The organism is Hymenobacter mucosus, assembly GCF_900188255.1.
Lineage (GTDB): Bacteria > Bacteroidota > Bacteroidia > Cytophagales > Hymenobacteraceae > Hymenobacter > Hymenobacter mucosus.
The window spans coordinates 119,530-138,485 of the sequence record NZ_FZNS01000009.1 but is presented as its reverse complement, the minus strand read 5'-3'; the positions used below and the strand labels follow the sequence as shown (position 1 = coordinate 138,485).

Below are 18,956 nucleotides of genomic sequence, written 5' to 3'. Positions count from 1 at the left end.
TTATCGGCTGAATGGGGCTGCACTTGTGCAACGCTCCCACCCTGTGCGTGTCTTTCGCAGCACGCGCGGGTATCCCCGGTACTGGTGCGTATCTTCGCTTTCTTTGCGGGCTTTTCCCCTCCTCTCTATGTTGAAACCTACTCTGCTGGCCGCCGGGCTGGTTGCGCTGCTGGCCGCCCCGGCCGTGGCGCAGAACACCAACTCCGGAACCGACAAATTTGCGCAGCTCGGCCAAGAGTTGCCGACCCCCAACACCTACCGGACTGCTTCCGGCGCCCCCGGCCGCGACTACTGGCAGCAGCGCGCCGACTACAATATCAAGGTGACGCTCAACGATGCAGACCAGAGCATCAGCGGCACCGAGGATATTACCTACACCAACCTCTCGCCCGACAAGCTCAGCTACCTGTGGCTGCAGCTCGACGCCAACATCTACGATCCTAAGTCGATGACGGCCTCCACGCAAACGGCGGAGCTACGGGATAAGATGTCGTTCCAGACGCTGGAGTACCTGGAGCGCACCAGCTTCGACGGCTCGTTTAAGATCGACGACATCCGGATGAAGGGCGGCAACAAGCAGTTGCCGCACACCATCAACTACACCATGATGCGCGTAGACCTGCCCCAGGCTTTGGCTCCCAAGCAGTCCGTCACGTTCACGGTGAAATGGCATTACACCGTCAACGACCAGAAGAAAACGGGTGGCCGCTCGGGCTACGAGTACTTCGAGCAGGACAAGAACTACCTCTACGAAATTGCCCAGTTCTACCCCCGCATGGCCGTCTATGACGACGTGAACGGCTGGCAGCACAAGCAGTTCCTAGGCCAGGGTGAGTTCACGCTGCCCTTCGGTGACTACAAAGTGGCCATTACGGCTCCCGCCGACCACGTAGTAGGCGCTACTGGCACCCTGCAGAACCCCGACCAGGTACTGACGTCTACGCAGCGCCAGCGCTTCAACCAGGCTAAAACTTCTTCGAAGCCAGTGGTGATTGTGACGCAGTACGAGGCTACCAAAGCTGAGCAAGGGCGCGCCAAAGGCACCAAGACCTGGGTATACGACGCCAAAAACGTGCGTGACTTCGCCTGGGCTTCTTCGCGGAAGTTCATCTGGGATGCTATGGGTTTGAAGGTAGAAGGCAAGCCGGTGGTGGCCATGTCGTACTACCCCAAGGAGGCCAACCCGCTGTGGGGCCAGTACTCCACGCAGGCCGTAGCGCACACCCTCAAGACCTACTCTAAGTTCACTATCCCCTACGAGTACCCGGTGGCTATTTCCGTGCATGGCCCCATCGGCGGCATGGAGTACCCGATGCTCTGCTTCAACGGCTACCGCCCTGAGGCTGACGGCACCTACTCTTCGGCTACGAAGTATGGTTTGATTTCGGTGGTTATCCACGAGGTAGGCCACAACTTCTTCCCGATGATTGTGAACTCCGATGAGCGCCAGTGGACCTGGATGGATGAAGGCCTGAACACCTTCATGCAGTACCTCACGGAGCAGGAATGGGAACGGGGTTACCCCTCGCGCCGCGGCGAGCCGGCTCAGATTGTGCCCTACATGGCCATGAACCCGAACCTGCAGAACCCCATCATGACCAACTCGGAGACGGTGCTGCAGCTGGGTAACAACGCCTACGGCAAGCCCGCCACCGCCCTGAACATTCTGCGTGAGACGGTAATGGGCCGCGAACTGTTCGATTACGCCTTCAAAACTTACTCCCAGCGCTGGGCCTACAAGCACCCCAAGCCCGCCGACTTCTTCCGCACCATGGAAGATGCTTCGGGCGTTGACCTCGACTGGTTCTGGCGCGGCTGGTTCTACGGCACCGAGCACACCGACCTGAGCATCGAAAATGTGCAGTGGTACAAAGTCGACTCCAAGAATCCCGACATTGAGAATGCTGCCCGCCGCGAGGAGCTGAACGCCGCTCCCAAGAGCCTCTCCCAGCAGCGCAACCTCCAAGACATTAAGAAGACGCTGGTAGACGAGAAGCCCGAGCTAAAGGACTTCTACAACAACTACGACCCACTCTCGGTATCGGAAACCGATAAGGCCCGCTACCAGCAGTACGTATCGAAGCTGAAGCCGGAGCAGCAGGAAATCCTGAAGAAGGGCCTAAACTACTACCAGGTTGACCTGAAGAACCTGGGTGGCCTAGTGATGCCGGTTATCATTCAGATGACCTACGCTGACGGCACAAACGAAGTAGTGAACATCCCCGCCGAAATCTGGCGCCGCAACAACGCCGAGGTAACCAAGGTGTTCATCACCGAGAAGCCCGTGGCCTCGTTCACCCTCGACCCCTACCTGCAAACTGCCGACACGGACCTCTCGAACAACGGTTTCCCGCGCAAGCTGGCGCCTTCCCGCTTCGAACTGTTCCAGCAGCAACAGCAGGCCGCTCCCCAGAACCCCATGCAGCAGCGCAACGTGTCGTCGCAGCAGCCCAAGCAGAGCGGTGGCACTACCGGTGCTACCGGCGGTAACTAAGCTTCCTTCCTGTTAGATTTGAACAGCCGGGCCGTTTGGTCCGGCTGTTTTTGTTTTAGCGCGTCTTCCATCCGCTCGTTTACTTATTATCGCTTTCCGCTGCGTAGTTGTGCTAGCTTTACGGCAACTAATTATCAACTAACAAAGCGTCTGTTATTTATCCACCGATGGACTCTCAAAAATCAGAAGTACAAGAAGATAATTTACTGAGCCAGATATGGTTTAGTCCCAAGGACACACTTCAGTACATTATCCAACATTGCCCAGATAAATATGTCCCCCTACTGCTCTGCCTTGGAGGTATCGTGCGTGCCATTGATCGTGCTTCACTGAAAGACATGGGAGACAAGATGTCAACAGCCTCTATTATACCAATGGCAATTATAGGAGGTGGGTTGTTTGGCTGGCTTACTTATTATCTCTATGCATGGCTACTGAGCGTAACAGGTAAATGGCTGAATGGGAGAGCCTCATTTAGCATCCTAAAATCTGTCCTTGCTTGGTCACTTGTGCCATCTCTTCTCACGCTTGTATTGTTAGTGCCTCAAGTCGCTCTATTTGGCGATGAATTATTTAAAAGTGAGCCTGCTTTCCAGTCTAAGGTTTACCACATTATCTGGATTATTTTAGAATTTGCAGGGGCGGGATTAAGCTTATGGTCAGTTGTGATATTGGTCAAAGGAATTTCATTGGTTCAAGGCTTCACAACTGGAAGAGCAATAACAAACCTTTTCATGCCTGCTTTAGTGGTTGTCTTACCACTAATCATACTAGCTGTGCTCTTTCGCACCTTTTAACGTTCGTGGTAACTGGCCCAGGCCATATAAAAAAAGCGGCCGGCGAATTTCGCCGGCCGCTTTTCGTGCGGAGTAGTACTACTAGGTAGCGCTTAGTTAAAGATGTAGCGCACACCCAGCTGGCCCTGCCACCGTGACGCTAGGGTAGAAATATCCCAGGCGTTGGTGCGGGTAGCAATGGTGCGGGGGAACGAGAAGGTAGGCTGCACACCGTTGCCGGTGGCTTCTACGCGGAGCAGTTCGGTAGCATTGTTCTGTACCGAGTATTGACGGCCCCACTCATTGTTGATCAGGTTGCCTACGTTAATCACGTCGAATGTCACCTGCAGGGTGTTCTTCTTGCCGCCGGCCTGGAAGTTGAAGTCCTGGGCTACGCGGATATCCACTTGGTGCGTCCAAGGCAAACGAGCGGCAAAACGCTCGGCGTACTGGCCACGGTGGCTACGCAGGTAGGGGTCGTTATTGATGAAGGCCTCCAGTTGATCCTGTACTTGTGCCAGGGTGCGGTTATCGGTGGTTACCAGCTTAATTTCGTTGGCGTCACGTACATCGCGGGGGATGTAGATCAGGTCGTTGCCGTTGTTGCCGTCGCCGTTCAGGTCGGTGCTGTTGCCGTACACGTAGGTGAGCGGCTGCCCCGATAGACCTTCGTACACGGCCGAGATGGTGGTAGCCAGTTTGTCGCCGGCGTAGTGGAAGGTGTAACCAGCGGTAGCCAGCAAGCGGTGACGACGGTCGTTGAGCGAGTAGCTCAGCTCTGGGTTATTGGGGTCGGTGATAATCTGGTTGAAGCCGAAGTTCGACGAAGCCGTAGTGTTGAAGCCACTGTTCACATCTTTTGACTTACCATAGGTGTAGGCCACCATCGTGTTCAGTCCATCCGAGAATTGCTTCTGCAGCTGACCCGTGAAGTTGTAGCGGAAACCCTTGTTGGTGTTCTGCAGCACGTACACGTTCGTGAAGTTCTGATCTACGCGGCGGGCGTTGCCACCGGCGTACACGGGGCGCTGGTCGGGGCCGGCCAGCTTGCCAACGGGAGCCGCCAGGTTAGCGTCCTGGTAGTAGATATCGTTGAGGGTTTTCGAGTACACACCTTCTAGGGTAGCCAGCACGTCGCCGGGCAGGCGGAAGTCCACGGCCAAGTTTGAGCGCCACACTTGGGGCAGCTTGAACTCCTTCGACAGCGTGTTGATCTGGGCCGTTTTAGCAGCACCCGAGCTGTAGGTAGTCGGGATTTTGCTGATGTCCGTCTCGATAGTCGAGAGGTAGCGGGGGGTGTTGGGGTTAGCCGAGTTGTACGAGGCGTTGTTGATGTCGAGGTTGCCCTGAATCATGCCGCTGTTGGTGTAGCTGTTGGCAATCCAGGTATAGGGCACACGGCCCGTGAAAATACCCGTACCGCCGCGCACCTGCACTTTAGCATCGTTGTTCACATCGTAGTTGAAGCCCAGGCGAGGTGCCCACAGCAGCTGGCCGTTCGGCATGTTCTCGGTGTTAATGTCGCCATATTTAGCGAAAGCCGTCTGGCTAGCCACGTGGGGGTTGTACACGGGCTTGTCGGTAAACACGGGCACGTCGAGGCGTAGGCCAGCGGTCAGGCGCAGGTTCTCGATGGGCGAGTACTGGTCCTGCACGTAGAAGCCCAGCTGCATGGCTTTGAATGCCGCAGCGCCGTCGCCGGTGGTGGGGTAAGCCGCTTGTACGCGGGTAGCTTTGTCCTGGTAGAAGTTCTGCAGCGAGGAGAACGTGTAAGCGCCATTGCCATCAGCAATGAACAGGTTGCGGAACTTGAAGGCCTCGTTGTGCGTGCCCACCGTGATAGTGTGCTTACCGAAAGCGGCCGTCAGGTTGTCGGTTACTTCCACAATGTCCTGGTTCAGGCTGTTTAGCGCCGAGCTCCGCTCCGTACCGAAGATGTAGGTGTTGCCGTTGTCGGAAATGGTGAAGGAGGGCAGCAGGGTACCGCGGGTATCCCGACGGTCACGAATGCGGCTGTAGCTCAGCAGCAGCTTGTTGGAGAAGCGGCCCAGGCGGCTGTTCAATTCTGCTACCGAGCTGTTAGTTACGTTGCTGAAACGGTAGCCGTTGTTGCCGAAGCGGAAGTTGATGGAAGAGCGAGTCAGGTTGTCGGCGAAGGCCTCCACGTAGTTGTGACGGATGGTCAGCTGGTGGTTTTCGGAGAGGTTGAAGTCCAGACGACCGAAGACCTTGTTGCTCTCGGTACGGTTGGTTACGCTGCCGTAGTTACCCACTTCGTAGCCGTAGCGTTGCTTGGCGTATGCAGCTACCCCAGCCAACGTGGCAGGGTTGATGCCGGAAGCCGAGGTACCGGGGTCGAAGCCCAGCGGCGTGCTGGCACGGGCAATTTCACCGTTCAGGAAGAAGAAGACTTTGTCTTTCACCAGGGCGCCACCTACGCGGGCACCGGTCTGGTAGTTGTAGAACTCATCGGCTTTGGTGCGGGGCTCCGTCACGCTCTTGCCAATGGTGTTCTGGTTGCGGCCAAAGCCGTAGATCGAGGCTGAGAAGTCGTTCGAGCCCGAGCGGGTAATGGCGTTGATGCCGCCGCCGGTGAAGTTGCCCAGGGTTACGTCATAGGGAGCAATAACCACCTGGATTTCCTGGATAGCGTCCAGAGCAATGGGCTGGGTGCCCGCCTGCCCGCCAGGAGTAGCGCTGGGGGCCAGACCAAACACGTCGTTATTTACCGCACCGTCAATGGTGATGTTGTTGTAGCGGTTGTTGGCGCCGCCAATCGAGTTGCTGGTGCCACCGTTCGCTTGGGGCGTAAGGCGGGTGAAGTCATTCAGGGAACGGTTCAGGGTAGGCAGGCGCTGCAGCTGTTCACGCGAGATGCGGGTTTCAGCACCAGTGCGGCTCGCGTTCATGACCCCATCGCGACGGGTGCTCACGAGTACATCTGCTAGCTGCTCGGTGGCCTCGCTCAGGTTTATATCGAGGCGCTGATTCTGTCCTAAGCTCAGGAAGATGTTTTCGCGGGTTACATCCTTATACCCAATGAACGTTACTCGCACGCTGTAGGGGCCACCTACCCGCATGTTCTGCAGGTTAAAACGGCCTTCTGAGTTAGTAGGAGCAATATATTGGGTGTTGGTAGGGTTGTGCACCGCAATAATCGTTGCCCCAGGCAGGCCTGCACCCGACTGGTCGGTAATCGTGCCGCTCATGGCAGCGGTGGTATTCTGCGCCATGCCCAACCGCGCTGACAGTAACGTCAGAATCAGCAACACCAAATGGCGTAAACGTAAGTTACTCATAGATAAATATTTGTTGAAAAAAGCCCCTTTTTTAAAAGGGCCGCAAAGGTATATCACTTTTCATCAAATTGAATTATACCTATAATATTAGCTTTTACCTTATGTTACTATAATGTTATATATCAGCTATTAACGGCTTAAAATTTATTTTCAACGACATTAATCGGCTCTTTAGCGGGTATACAGCTTTCTATTATTACATCATTCTAATTATCTTTTTCGAATACACTGCTACCCGTCATTAACACTCAAAGCAACTACTTAATCTTACAATAAGTCAATTTACATTATCACATAAATACTATCTAATAGCACTTATGTAGCATGGTGTTCACCATGCCTGCTTTGTTAGTGCGCTGCTGACACACTGCATTAGCTTAGTTTGCCTCGTGTATTTTCTTGTTAGCTTGACGCATTCTTCCACCTTCCACGTGTGTTTACTATGGGACTTCTCGACGCCTTCCTAGGCAATGCCTCTGCCAACGATGCCAATGAGATTCAGCTAGAGCTCAGCCAGTTACTTTCCCCCGGCGAGCAGGTACGGAGTGCCTACTCCGTCATTCGAGACCTGATGGTGTTCACCAACAAGCGCCTGATTCTAGTGGATAAGCAAGGCGTGACTGGTAAAAAGCGGGAGTACCTAACCATCCCCTACCGCAGCATAGAGCGCTTCAGCATGGAAACCACCGGCCACTTCGACCTTGAGGCGGAGCTCAAGATTTGGGTGCGTGGCCAGGCAGCACCCATCAGCAAGACCTTCCGCGACGATAAGAGCATTTACGATGTGTACCGCGCCTTGAGTGAGTTTGCGGTGTAATGGAGCAACTTACGTAGTCATGCAACCTAGCAGGTTGCCAGAGCATCCAACGATAACATTACCTGGTTATGACTATGAACTTCTCCATCGCATTACGTCGCCTTGGTAGCCTGCTGTGCTGCACTCTTCTACTTAGCGCCTGGCAATGTGGCGGGGATGAGCCAGGATTGGATTGTTTGGATGGGGTAGTATTGGGCCCTGACTGTGGAGTAGCGGCCAATGCCGGTTATTTTATCCAGCTCAACCGCGCTATTCCAGAAGCGCAAACGCAAGTCAATTCCACTAACGGAGCCGCGGAATACGTGATAAGCGCGATAAATGTGCCCGCAGCGTACCGACAAGCTGGGCGCGAGCTTTCCTTTAGGGCGCGACTAGCCACCCAGGATGAGCTTGCTGCCCTAGGCCCCGTCATCACCCTTTGCCCCCAGCATGGGAAGATCATGTACTTAGAAAACATCTCCTCTTCGCCCTGCCGCTAAGCGACTACAATCAGTAGAAAGAGCACAGTATTGGCAGTTAGCCTTCTACCAGAAAAGGCCCGACTTTGTAAAGCCGGGCCTTTTCTGGTAGAAGTGCCGTAATTTATTGCCCGCCGGCGGTAGCCGTTCCGGTTTTCAGGTACTTATCGTACCAGGCCAGGTACCGGTCGTAGCGGTCTTTCACGTAGCTCGGTTTGCTGATACCGTGGAATTGACCGGGGTAAATGATAAGCTGCGTAGGCACCTTCAGACTCTGTAAAGCCTGGTACATCTGCTCGGTATTCAGCAGGGGCACGTTGAAGTCCTTCTCCCCGCACAGAAACAGTGTGGGTGTGCTGATCTGGCCGGCGTGGAAGAAGGGGTAGGAAATGCGCATCCACACATCGGGGTGGTCCCAGGGTGTACCCAGCTCTGTTTCGTAGTCACGGATGTACTGGTCGGTGCCGTAGCCAGCTAGCACGTTGGCAATGCCAGCGCCGCTGGTGGCCGCTTTAAAGCGTTTGTCGCGGGCAATGATGTGGTCGGTGAGGATGCCGCCGTAGCTCCAGCCTCCCACGCCCAGGCGGGTCGGATCGGCAAGGCCTTGCTGCACGGCATACTCCACCACCGACAGCGCATCTTCGGAGTCCTTGTTGCCCCAGTCGGCGTAAATGGCTTTACAATACTCGAGGCCGCGGCCGGAGCTACCGCGGGGGTTGCTGGCTACCACGGCGTAGCCATGGGCCGCTAGCAGCTGCCACTCGGGGGCAAAGCCATAGGCAAACTGCGACACTGGGCCGCCGTGAATGCGCAGCACTGTGGGATATTTCTGACCAGTTCGGTAGCCCACGGGTTTCACGACAAAGCCACTCACCATGGTACCGTCCTTGCTCTTGGCCTGAATGGGCTCCACCGCGCCCAACTGCACGGTTTTCAGCCAAGCGTCATTCTGCTTCGACAATGGCCGTAAGCTCTTTTTCTCGAAAGCAAAGACTTCGTCGGGTAGCTGAGGCTCACTGTTTACAACCACCATTTGGCCCTTGGGCCCTAGCTCAAACTCCGTTATTTCGCGCTGACCGTCCAACAGACGCTCCACCTTGCCCCCCGCAGCGGGCACCCGGGCCAGCACCTGGGCCCGATCGTCTTCCAGGAGAAAGTACAGGCTTTTGCCATCCTTGGACCATTGTGGTTTACCGGTATTGCGGTCTAGGCCTTGAGTGAGCAGCTTGGGCGTGCCGCCGGTAGCAGGCACTACGGCCAACTGGTGCAGGCCATACACGAGCAGCTCCTTAGCAGCACCCTCCACAAAGGCAATCTGCTTGCCATCAGGGCTCCACGCTGGGCGCCCGCTCCACCCTCCGGGGGCACTGTCGGCCACGTCGGTGGTAGTAAGCTGGCGGGGCTGCGCGCCAGGAGTGGCGTCAATGGCGTAGAGGTCGTAATTATCGTGGCGGTCGGGGTCGTCGCCGCGCTTGCTCACGAAAGCCAGCTGCTTGCTATCGGGGCTCCAGGCGGGCAGGTGCTCGTCGTAGCGGCCAGAAGTCAGGCTTACCAGCTTGCGAGTAGCCACATCGAACACGTAGAGGTGCTGGCGCTGCTTGTTGAGGTAGCCATCTACATCCTGCTTGAACTGGAACCGGTCGATGACGATGACCGGAGGCGTTTTCTTGCGGGCCCGCTGCACTTGAGTCAACGAGTCCGGGTCGGCGTCGCGGATAATCAAGGCCAGGCGCTTGCCATCCGGAGCCCACACGTAGTCAGACACGCTGCCTTTGAGCTTGGTGACTTTCTCCGCCTCACCACCGTTGCGGTTCAGCAGCCAGAGCTGGGCGTGTCCATCTTCGCCCTCCCCCCTACTCGACAGGAAACTGAGGTAGGTGCCATCGGGCGAGAAGCGTGGACTGGTTTCGTTGTCGGGGCTGGTGGTTACGCGCAAGTTGCGGGTGCCGTCATAACGGGCCATCCAGACGTCGGCGTTGGCTTTGTCGGCGGCCGTGTCGGGCTGGCTCACTACATAAGTCACCCATTGCCCATCAGGCGAGAAGTGGGCGTCGCGTACGTCACGCAGTTGCTGCAAGTCGCGGGCGGTGAGGGGATGCGGAGCCGGCGCGGCCACCTGCGCCAGGGCAAGGGCGGGCAGCAGGCACGCGCCCGTGAGCAGAGAATACAGGTTGTTCATAAGTAAAAGGTAGCACAGAGAAGCCGAAAGACGCACGGCAGGCCCCAACGTTGCGGCTCTGGCCATGCACCTTTCGGCTTTATCACTGGCTATATACCCTCGCTACCCAGTTGGGTAGTTCCGAAAAACCAAGGACTACCTTAACCAGACTAGCCTTGCACTCCGGGAGCGTGCTTACCCACCCACCACGGGTGCCGTTGGGGTTGGCACGGAGGGGTTATACTGGGGCGTAGAAGCGTTGTGCTGGGCCGTGTTCTTCCCTTTATCATCCTTGAAGTCGTTGCGCTTGTAGGGGCGGATAATAAGACGTAGGGCTTTATCAGAGCTGAAGTAGCTGATGGCCCAGCTAATCAGCGTCACGGCTTTGTTGCGGAAGCCAACCAGCGTCATTAAGTGAACGAACAGCCACGTGAGCCACCCGAAGAAGCCGCCAAAATGCTTGTCGCCCGGCAAGTCTACTACGGCGCGGTTGCGGCCCACAATAGCCATACTGCCTTTGTTGAAGTACTTGAAGGGCATGAGGGCTTCGCCGTGCAGCAGGCGCTTGAAGTTATTGGCTAGTTGCTCAGCCTGCTGAATGGCTACTGGAGCCAGCATGGGGTAGCCCCGCGGCATTTCTTCCGTCACCATATTGGCGACGTCGCCAATAGCATATACGTTCTTAAAGCCCGTCACGCGGTTTACCGTGTCCACGTTGATGCGCTTGTTCTTGGCTACTACCTCTTCGGGCAAGCCTGCCACGGCAGCCCCGTTCACGCCGGCCGCCCAAATCACGTTTTCAGTGCGGATGAACTCGGTTTCGGAATAGTAGAGCTTACCTTCTTCCAACCGCGTGGCTTTGGTATTCAGGCGCAAATGAATACCCATGTCCTCCAGATACTTTTTGGCCTTCACCTGCGAATCAACGGACATGGGCCCCAGCACCTCCCCCCCGGACTCAACCAGATAGATTTCCATCTTCTTCAGGTCTAGCTCGGGGTAGTCTTGGGGCAGTACGTCCTTGCGCATTTCCGCCAATGACCCGCAGATTTCTACGCCCGTAGGGCCGCCACCTACTACTACCACGTTCATAAGCGCCTGGCGCTGGGCTGGGTCCTCCGCCAGCAAGGCGCGCTCAAAGTTCTGGAACAGGTAGCTGCGTAGGTTGAGAGCATTGGGCACGCTCTTAATTTGCATAGCGTTGCGCTCCAAGCTTTCCAGTCCGAAGTAGTTGGTGAGCGAGCCGGTAGCAATAACAAGGTGGTCGTAACGAATGTCGCCGATGTTGGTGACGACCGTATTGCGCTCCGCATCTACCCGCTGCACATCAGCCATGCGGAAGAAGAAATTGGTTTGGCCGGCGAAGATCTTGCGGATGGGGTATGCAATGCTGTCGGCTTCCAGGGCGCCGGTAGCTACCTGGTAGAGTAGGGGCTGAAAGTTGTGGTAGTTATTGCGGTCGATAACGACTACCTGCACCGGAGAATCGGCTAAGTCCTTGGCTAACCGCAGGCCAGCAAACCCACAGCCAATAATAACAATGCGTGGCTGCGAGGTAACCGGAAGATTCGTATCCATAACAAGCTAAAAACAAGCGGGGCATCAACCCGATGAAAGGTGGCAATGGTGCCAAAATCCTGTACCGCAAAACCTTACTTGAGGTTGTGCTTGGGGAGAGCCAACGACGGTACGAGGGCCGGTACTGCTGCTAAAACGACTTCGTGAAGCTTACCTTGATTTTCAGCTGGAAGTCGGTGATGACCTTGAAGATTTCCTTTAGGGTTACTTGCTCTACCTGGGTCAGCGTCTTGGGGTCGAGGTAGTTGGTAGGCGCCGCGCGGTCGTCGATGAGTTGGCGAGCCTGCTTTTTAAGGCGCATGCCCATGAGGTAGTAGTAGGCGTGCAGCAGCTCCTGGTACTCCTTTTCCTTGAACACCCCCCGTTCTCGCAACTGGGCTAGCCGCTCGCCTGTGTTGGTTTGGAAAATCTGGTTCTGGAGGGCATATACGCGCACCAAGTCCACAATAGGGCTCATGGTTTTCTTAAGGTCGAATACCTGCTGGCCTTCCTGGGTGAACGTGCGGAACCCCCGGAAGAATGTGAGGGGCGGTTCGTACTGCAAAGCATTCTTAGCCATGAAGAACAGGAACCGGTCGAGGGGCTGACTCAGCTCTTGGTGCAGAAACGCCTGTAGTTCGTCCATAAGGCCTACCTCACCATAGAGAAAGCGGCAGTCGAAAAACGTGGCAAACTGCATCACCGTCTCCACGTTCGATTCGCTCATCCACTGATGGTAGTTGCGCTTCCAGTGTGAAAGGGAGTGCGTCCACTTCGAGTTTTTGGCCATAAAGCCCCCCGTACAGAAGTGGAGCCCAATCTGGTTAAGCTCGTCGGACACGGCCGTGGCGAAGCGCAGAAAGTAGGCGCGCACCAACTCACGCTGCTCATTGGCTTTATCCTCGTAGATAATGGCGTTGTCTTGGTCCGTCACGAGGGTTTGCTCCTTGCGCCCTTCGCTACCCAGCACCATAAACACAAACTTGGCCGGCGCCGGGCCGTGCTCAGCCAGCACATTCTCAATCACCTTAAGGGCAATGGTATCGGCCACGGTGGAAATTACCTGGTTCACGATTTCCGGCTTCACGCCCCGCGTCAGGAGTTGGTTTACGATGTTAGGCACCATCTCCCAGCGGCGCTTTAGCTCTCGCGTGCTCTGGGCCAGCTTCACGGCCTGGATGAACATGAACGGCGACTGCGCCAAGTCGCTGAGCAGCTTGTTGCGGCTCAGGAAGCCCGTGTACTGCCCATTTCGCTCCACCAGCAAGTAGCGGGTCTTGGTTTGGAACATCAGCAAGATGGCCTCATACACGTAGGCGCCCTGGTTGATGCTCACAATTGGCGTAGCTACCACGTCGCGCACGGGGCGCGCCGCGTCAAGCTGCTGGGCAATCACCTTGTCGCGCAGGGTAATGTCGGTGCAGTAGCCGCTGATAGTGCCCGTTTCGTCGTCGGTCACAAACAGGCAGCTCACCTTGGCAGCCGCCATGCGGCGGGCCGCTTCGTAAATGGGGGTAGCGCCGGGGCACGCCAGCAGCTCGCGCACTTCCAGCGTTTCAATGCGCCGGGAGAATAGCTGGTCGGCCACGAGGAAGTTAGCTTCCGGCGGGCTGGCAGGCTTCACGAAGTGGGCGTATTCATCGTTCAGCATCCGCTCCCCATACTTGTGGGTGAAGTACTGAAAGAACTGCTCCGAAGCCAGGCATAGAGCCCGGAAGTCGCGGCGGGGGAGCTGCAGCACGCGGGTGTCGCGGCGGGCTATGACGGTGCGGAGGGAGCGTTTCTTATTAAGCAGAATGGACATGCCCCCGTAGCAGGTGCCGGGTCCGTACGTTTCGGGTAGGCGCTTGTGCTGCGCGCTATCGTAGAAAAACGTTTCGTAGGCTCCAGATACAACAATATCCAGGCTGCGGATTTTAGAAGAATCCTGCTGGTAGAGCAGGGTTTCTTTCGGGTAGGACACCTCTTGCAGCAGATCTACCACTCCGGCCAGCACCTCGTCGGGCAAGACGGTAAACGGTTCCACAGTGCGGAGAAAATCGAGGCGGTCATCCATAGAGAATCCAGTAAAGAATACACAACAAGCCGGCTCCTACCACGCCGAGCACCCAGAGCCACCCGAGCTTACGCACGGGCGCCACAGGAGCCGTCAGCGGCAACTGGCCCAGCAAGATATCATCGGTCAGCCAACCACGACGCTGCAACTCGAAAAAGCAGCGGGCAGTAGCCAGCGCATCTACGTAGGCATCGTGCGGACGTTCGAGCGCCTCGTCGAACAACAGCTCGTGCAGCTCGTGCAGGCGCAGGTGCCGCTCGTGCGGGGCATTGGGCAGGGAGGGCTTGGTGGCCGTCATAGTGCAAAACTGCGGCAGCGCAAGCAAAGGGTTGGGTAGGCCCGCCCGCTCGAAGGCTGCCCCCAGCACGTGAAAATCGAGCTGCAGAAAATGCCCAATTACGCGGGGCTGGTAGGTCTCCAAATCACTGAGCAGGCGTTGCAGCACCACGTGGGGCGGCTGGCCGTGCTCCTGGAGAAAAGCTGGCGTGAGGCCATGAATAGCAATGGCCGAGGCCGGCATGCTACCAGCGGGCACCAGCAGGTAGTCCTGATCGGCTTTTACTTGCTCCCCTCCTACAGTGTAAACTGCCCACCCAAGCTGCGCAATGTAGGGCCAGTTGGGCTCCTTCGTATACGGTTGGTCCCACCCGCGGGGAAGACCAGTGGTTTCCGTATCAACAAAGAGCAGGTACTCTTGCGGCATGATTACTTACTGGGGCAGCAGCACATCCGCCGCCACGCCCTGCACCGAAGCAGCTACGTTGTCTGGCTGGCGCACGGAGGAGCGGCGCACGAGCAGTTCCGGGCGTAGCGATACTTGCCGAGGGGCAAAGGGGTTGCCATCAGCATCAACTAACTCTAACAGCAACCGCACGGCGGCTTGCCCCATCTCCTCGCAACGCTGATCAATGGTGGTAATAGAAGGCTCTGTAATAACGGTGAAGGTTTCGTTACTGAACCCCGAAATGGCAATGTCCTGAGGTACGCGCAGGCCTTGGCGTTGCGCCTCCTGCAAGGCTCCCAGCGCGCAGTAGTCGCCAGCCGCAAATATGGCATCGGGTGGCGAGGGCAGGGCTAGCAGGCTACGCATAGCTTCGGTGCCTTGCTCCTGGGTCATGTTGGTGTATACCATCAACTCCTCCTCTACGGGTATGCCCGCTTCGCGCAAAGCATCAAGGTAGCCTTGGCGGCGATTCTTATAGATGTTCAGATGCTGGGGGCCAGCCAGGTGGGCAATGCGGCGGCACCCTTGCTGTAGCAGATGGCGCGTAGATAGGCACCCACCCTCTTGGTCGTCGAGCACCACGGCATTTACGTTGTCGCCCTCCACGATGCGGTCAAAAAACACCAAGGGCAACCCCCGGCTGCGCACCTTATCAAAGTGACGAAAATCGAGGGTAGTACGTGAAAGGGACACCAGAATGCCCGCTACCTGGGCGCTGAGTAGAATCTCCAGGTTGCGCCGCTCCTGTGCTACGTCCTCGTTCGACTGGCAGATGATTACGTTGTAGCCGGCTTTGCTGGCGGCCGTTTCAATGCCGTGCACTACTGAGGGAAAAAACCGACCTTCAATATATGGTACGATAATACCCAAAAGCTGGCTTTTGCCTTTGCGTAGCGCAGAGGCCAAGCGGTTGGGCTGGTAGTTGTATTTCTTCGCCAGCTTGAGGACCTTCTGCTTCATAGCCGGCCCAATGCTGTGGTGGTCGCTCAGGGCCCGCGAAATGGTCGTCATGGAAACCCCTAGCTCCCGGGCGAGGTCGGCCATGGATACTGGGCTGGTCGTACTGGGAGCCGGGACTTGTTTTTTTCGTGGGGCCATATGGCGGTTCGCTACGCAATGCTTTGTGTAAAGATAGCATTATCTATTATCTGAGCAGAGGTATTTACTCACTAGCTTATTATTTGGGGTGAAAACAGGGTTCTATACCTTTTCCCGAATGCGCACCCACGTTCATTAACCGGGTATTTTTTATACTAAATAGGTAAGATGTTAGAAATTTCTCATTACTTTACACAATCGATTGTGCCTGGTGAGTTATGACTTACTTGGCATTAGCAGCTCATCTGCTCCCGAATACGCCTTGTTTTTTTAGGGTTCCTTACTTTCCCTTTCTCCCTCTTCATCTACCTATGCCCACGTATTTTCCCACCCGATTTGCGCAGCTGACGACCGGCCTAGTGGCCCTCAGCAGCCTGGGATTAGCCCCAGCAGTAGCCCAAAATAAACCTACTGCGGCTAACACCATTACTGTGCAAGTAAATAAGCCGGGTGCTCCCATCGCCAAAACGATGTATGGCCTGTTTTTCGAGGATATCAACTTCGCCGCCGACGGCGGGCTATATCCTGAGCTGGTAAAAAACAAGTCGTTTGAAATTGCTGACAACTATCTAACCGGCTGGAAAGGCATCAACGGGGCAGCCGCTCTGAAGACGTACACCGTTATCAGCGACCGGCCCATTAGCGCTACCAACAACCACTTCGCGCGCCTCACGGCTGCTACTGCCAGCCCCGACGCCGGCCTCATTAATGAAGGCTTCCGGGGTATGGGGCTGAAGCAGAACGACGAGTACACTTTCTCGGTGTACGCGCGGCGCGGCCCAGGCAACGTAACCGGTCTCACCGTAACGCTGGAAGACGAGAAAGGCAAAATGCTGGCGCAGAGCCAGGTTTCGGGTCTCACCAACGAATGGAAGAAGTACTCGGTTGTGATGAAGCCATCGGCTACGGCAGCCAAAGGGCAGCTCCGGCTGGCGCTCAACGGCGCGGGCACGGCTGATATCGACGTGATTTCTCTGTTCCCGAAGGACACGTACAAAAACCGTGAGAACGGCCTGCGTACCGACCTGGTGCAGCTGCTAAAGGATATGAACCCCGGCTTCCTGCGCTTTCCCGGTGGCTGCATTGTGGAGGGCCGCACCTTGAATGAGCGCTACCAGTGGAAAGAAACCATTGGCGACGTGGCTTCGCGTGTGCCCCTGATCAACCGCTGGAACATGGAGTTCAAGCACCGCTCTACCCCCGACTATTATCAGTCGTTCGGTCTGGGCTTCTTTGAGTACTTCCAACTATCCGAAGACATTGGGGCCGAGCCTGTGCCGATTTTGAACGTGGGAATGGCGTGCCAGTTTAACTCGGCGGAGCTAGCCCCCACCACTAGCACTGCTACCAGCGGCCCCAACGCCGGCGAAGGTCACAACCACGCCGACGACCCCACGCTTGACACCTTCATTCAGGACGCGCTAGATCTGATTGAGTTTGCCAATGGCCCCGCCAGCTCCCCCTGGGGTGCCAAGCGCGTAGCCATGGGCCACGCTGCTCCGTTTAACTTGAAGTTCATTGGCATCGGCAACGAGCAGTGGGGTCCTCAGTACTTGGAGCGCTACGAGCCCTTTATGAAAGCCATAAAGGCCAAGTACCCCACTATCAACATTGTTTCGAGCGCGGGCCCCAGCCCCGATGGTGAGCTATTCGACAAAGCTAGCAAGCGCCTGCGGGAGCTGAAGGCAGAAGTAATTGACGAGCACTACTACGCCAAGCCCGACTGGTTCCGCCAGAACGTAGGCCGCTACGACAACTACCCCACCACCGGCACCAAGATCTTCGCCGGCGAGTACGCCGCCCAGAGTGTTGCCATTGGCAGCCCCGACAACAAAAACAGCTGGGATTGTGCCATTTCGGAGGCCGCTTTTATGACGGGCCTGGAACGCAATGCCGACAAGGTAGTTATGGCTTCTTACGCGCCGCTGTTTGCCCACGTGGAAGCTTGGCAGTGGACGCCCGACATGATCTGGTTTGACAACCTGAAAGCATACGGCACGCCCAACTACTACGTGCAGAAGATGTACTCTACCAACCCTGGCACCACCATGCTGCCCGTGCAGCGCGCTGGCAACGCCAAGAATGGCCAAGACAACCTCTTCAGCAGTGCCGTGGCCGACGACAAAACCGGCGAAATCATTGTGAAGCTGGTGAACTACTCCACCGAGGCTCGTCCGGTAGCCATTAACCTACAGGGCGTGAAGAAGCTGGGCAAAGCCGGCAAAGCAACCGTGCTGGCCAGCAATGACCTCAACGCGGTGAACACGCTGGAGCAACCCACCAACGTGGCGCCCAAGGAGGAGTCGTTCAAAGTATCGTCGTCGAATGTGACGTACACGCTGGCACCCAACTCCTTCACGGTGCTACGCATTCCTGGTAAGCGCTAAGCGGTAGCCGTCATGACTAAGCAACTCTCTTTTTTGCCCGCTACCCGCTCCTTACTCGCTGGTATGCTGCTACTGGCTGCGGCTCCTGCCCTGGCGCCCACGACGGCGCTAGGGCAGGCAGCCCCGGAACCCGTGGCTGGTAACCCCATCATCAAAGACAAGTACACCGCCGACCCCGCCGCCTTCGTGCATAAGGGTACGGTGTACCTCTATGCCGGCCACGACGAAGCCCCTGCGCGCCAGGAGCGCTACGTAATGAATGAGTGGCTGTGCTACTCCTCCCAGGACATGGTAAACTGGAAGGAGCATCCCTCGCCGCTGAATGTGAAAGCCTTTGCCTGGGCCAAGGCCGATGCCTGGGCTTCGCAGGTGATTGAGCGCAACGGCAAGTTCTACTGGTACGTGGCCGTGGAGCATGGCACCATTCCGGGCAAGTCTATTGGGGTAGCAGTGTCCGACAGCCCAACGGGTCCGTTCAAGGATGCCCGGGGTTCGGCCATCATCACCAATAACATGACCGATAGTCCCATCAGCTGGGACGACATCGACCCCACCGTTTTTATAGACGACAAGGGCCAAGCTTACCTGTACTGGGGCAACACCAACTGCTACTGGGCGAAGCTGAAGCCAAACATGACGGAGCTCGATGGCCCCATCAACAAGGTAACTACCCTGCCTAAGTTTACGGAGGCTCCCTGGGTGCACAAACACAACGGCTGGTACTACCTCAGCTACGCCTACCAGTTCCCGGAGAAGATTGCCTACGCCATGAGCCGCAGCATCGAAGGGCCCTGGGAATTTAAAGGTATTCTGAACGAGGTAGCGGGCAACTCCAACACCAACCACCAGTCTATCATTGACTTCAAGGGGCAGAGCTATTTTATCTACCACAACGGCAGCATCCCCACCGATGGGGGAAGCTTCCGCCGCTCCGTCTGCATCGACTACTTGTATTACAACAAGGATGGCACAATGAAGCGCGTGGCCATGACTACGGAAGGCATTAAAGCCGCCAAGTAACCTCCCTGCCACTGTCTTACTATGAACGTCATGCTGCGCTTGCCGAAGCATCTCGCCCGCTTCGTTGTAGCGATGAAGCTACCGGGCAGAGAGCTTCAGCAAGTGCAGCATG

At 56.5% G+C, this 18,956-nt stretch carries 12 protein-coding genes; 6 read left to right on the top strand and 6 right to left on the bottom strand.

What is annotated here, in order from left to right; genetic code table 11:
• Nucleotides 1-127 precede the first annotated feature (127 nt).
• Both CHB83_RS18340 and CHB83_RS18335 read left to right on the top strand, forming a co-directional pair.
• Nucleotides 128-2,494, top strand: coding sequence for a M1 family metallopeptidase (locus CHB83_RS18340; RefSeq protein ID WP_089333652.1), 2,367 nt, complete (start codon nt 128-130; stop codon nt 2,492-2,494).
• Between the two features lie 167 nt (nt 2,495-2,661).
• Complete coding sequence (locus tag CHB83_RS18335) at nt 2,662-3,291, top strand: Yip1 family protein (RefSeq protein WP_089333651.1); 630 nt, start codon at nt 2,662-2,664, stop codon at nt 3,289-3,291.
• 92 nt (nt 3,292-3,383) lie between these two features.
• On the opposite strand, the gene CHB83_RS18330 is transcribed toward CHB83_RS18335, so the two are convergent.
• Nucleotides 3,384-6,569 (bottom strand): TonB-dependent receptor, encoded by a 3,186-nt coding sequence (locus CHB83_RS18330; RefSeq protein WP_089333650.1) that lies wholly within the window; start codon nt 6,567-6,569, stop codon nt 3,384-3,386.
• Nucleotides 6,570-7,011: 442 nt separating this feature from the next.
• Here CHB83_RS18330 and CHB83_RS18325 point away from each other — a divergent pair, with 442 nt between their 5' ends.
• Nucleotides 7,012-7,386, top strand: coding sequence for a PH domain-containing protein (locus CHB83_RS18325; protein WP_045687894.1), 375 nt, complete (start codon nt 7,012-7,014; stop codon nt 7,384-7,386).
• Between the two features lie 74 nt (nt 7,387-7,460).
• On the top strand, nt 7,461-7,865 hold the full coding sequence (locus CHB83_RS18320) for a hypothetical protein (RefSeq protein WP_143437185.1): 405 nt from the start codon (nt 7,461-7,463) through the stop codon (nt 7,863-7,865).
• Between the two features lie 103 nt (nt 7,866-7,968).
• Here the strand turns inward: CHB83_RS18320 and CHB83_RS18315 are convergent, their stop codons facing one another.
• From CHB83_RS18315 to CHB83_RS18295, 5 genes are all read right to left on the bottom strand, one after another.
• On the bottom strand, nt 7,969-10,023 hold the full coding sequence (locus CHB83_RS18315; protein ID WP_089333648.1) for an alpha/beta hydrolase family protein: 2,055 nt from the start codon (nt 10,021-10,023) through the stop codon (nt 7,969-7,971).
• 174 nt (nt 10,024-10,197) lie between these two features.
• A complete protein-coding gene (locus tag CHB83_RS18310; RefSeq protein WP_089333647.1) occupies nt 10,198-11,580 on the bottom strand; it encodes an NAD(P)/FAD-dependent oxidoreductase in 1,383 nt (460 codons plus the stop codon).
• Nucleotides 11,581-11,710: 130 nt separating this feature from the next.
• Entirely contained in the window at nt 11,711-13,615 is a 1,905-nt protein-coding gene (locus CHB83_RS18305) for a DUF294 nucleotidyltransferase-like domain-containing protein (protein ID WP_045687898.1), read from the bottom strand.
• The gene (locus CHB83_RS18300) at nt 13,608-14,318 is read right to left on the bottom strand and encodes a 3'-5' exonuclease (protein WP_052695089.1); all 711 of its coding nucleotides are present in this window, start codon (nt 14,316-14,318) and stop codon (nt 13,608-13,610) included. Before CHB83_RS18300 ends, CHB83_RS18305 begins: the two co-directional genes overlap by 8 nt.
• Nucleotides 14,319-14,324: 6 nt before the next feature.
• On the bottom strand, nt 14,325-15,383 hold the full coding sequence (locus tag CHB83_RS18295) for a LacI family DNA-binding transcriptional regulator (RefSeq protein ID WP_055562193.1): 1,059 nt from the start codon (nt 15,381-15,383) through the stop codon (nt 14,325-14,327).
• Between the two features lie 365 nt (nt 15,384-15,748).
• Between CHB83_RS18295 and CHB83_RS18290 the strand changes: the two genes are divergently transcribed.
• Nucleotides 15,749-17,824: an alpha-L-arabinofuranosidase C-terminal domain-containing protein gene (locus CHB83_RS18290; RefSeq protein ID WP_052695091.1), complete on the top strand. Its 2,076-nt coding sequence runs from the start codon at nt 15,749-15,751 to the stop codon at nt 17,822-17,824.
• A gap of 12 nt (nt 17,825-17,836) precedes the next feature.
• On the top strand, nt 17,837-18,844 hold the full coding sequence (locus CHB83_RS18285) for a glycoside hydrolase family 43 protein (RefSeq protein WP_245855384.1): 1,008 nt from the start codon (nt 17,837-17,839) through the stop codon (nt 18,842-18,844).
• Nucleotides 18,845-18,956 lie beyond the last annotated feature (112 nt).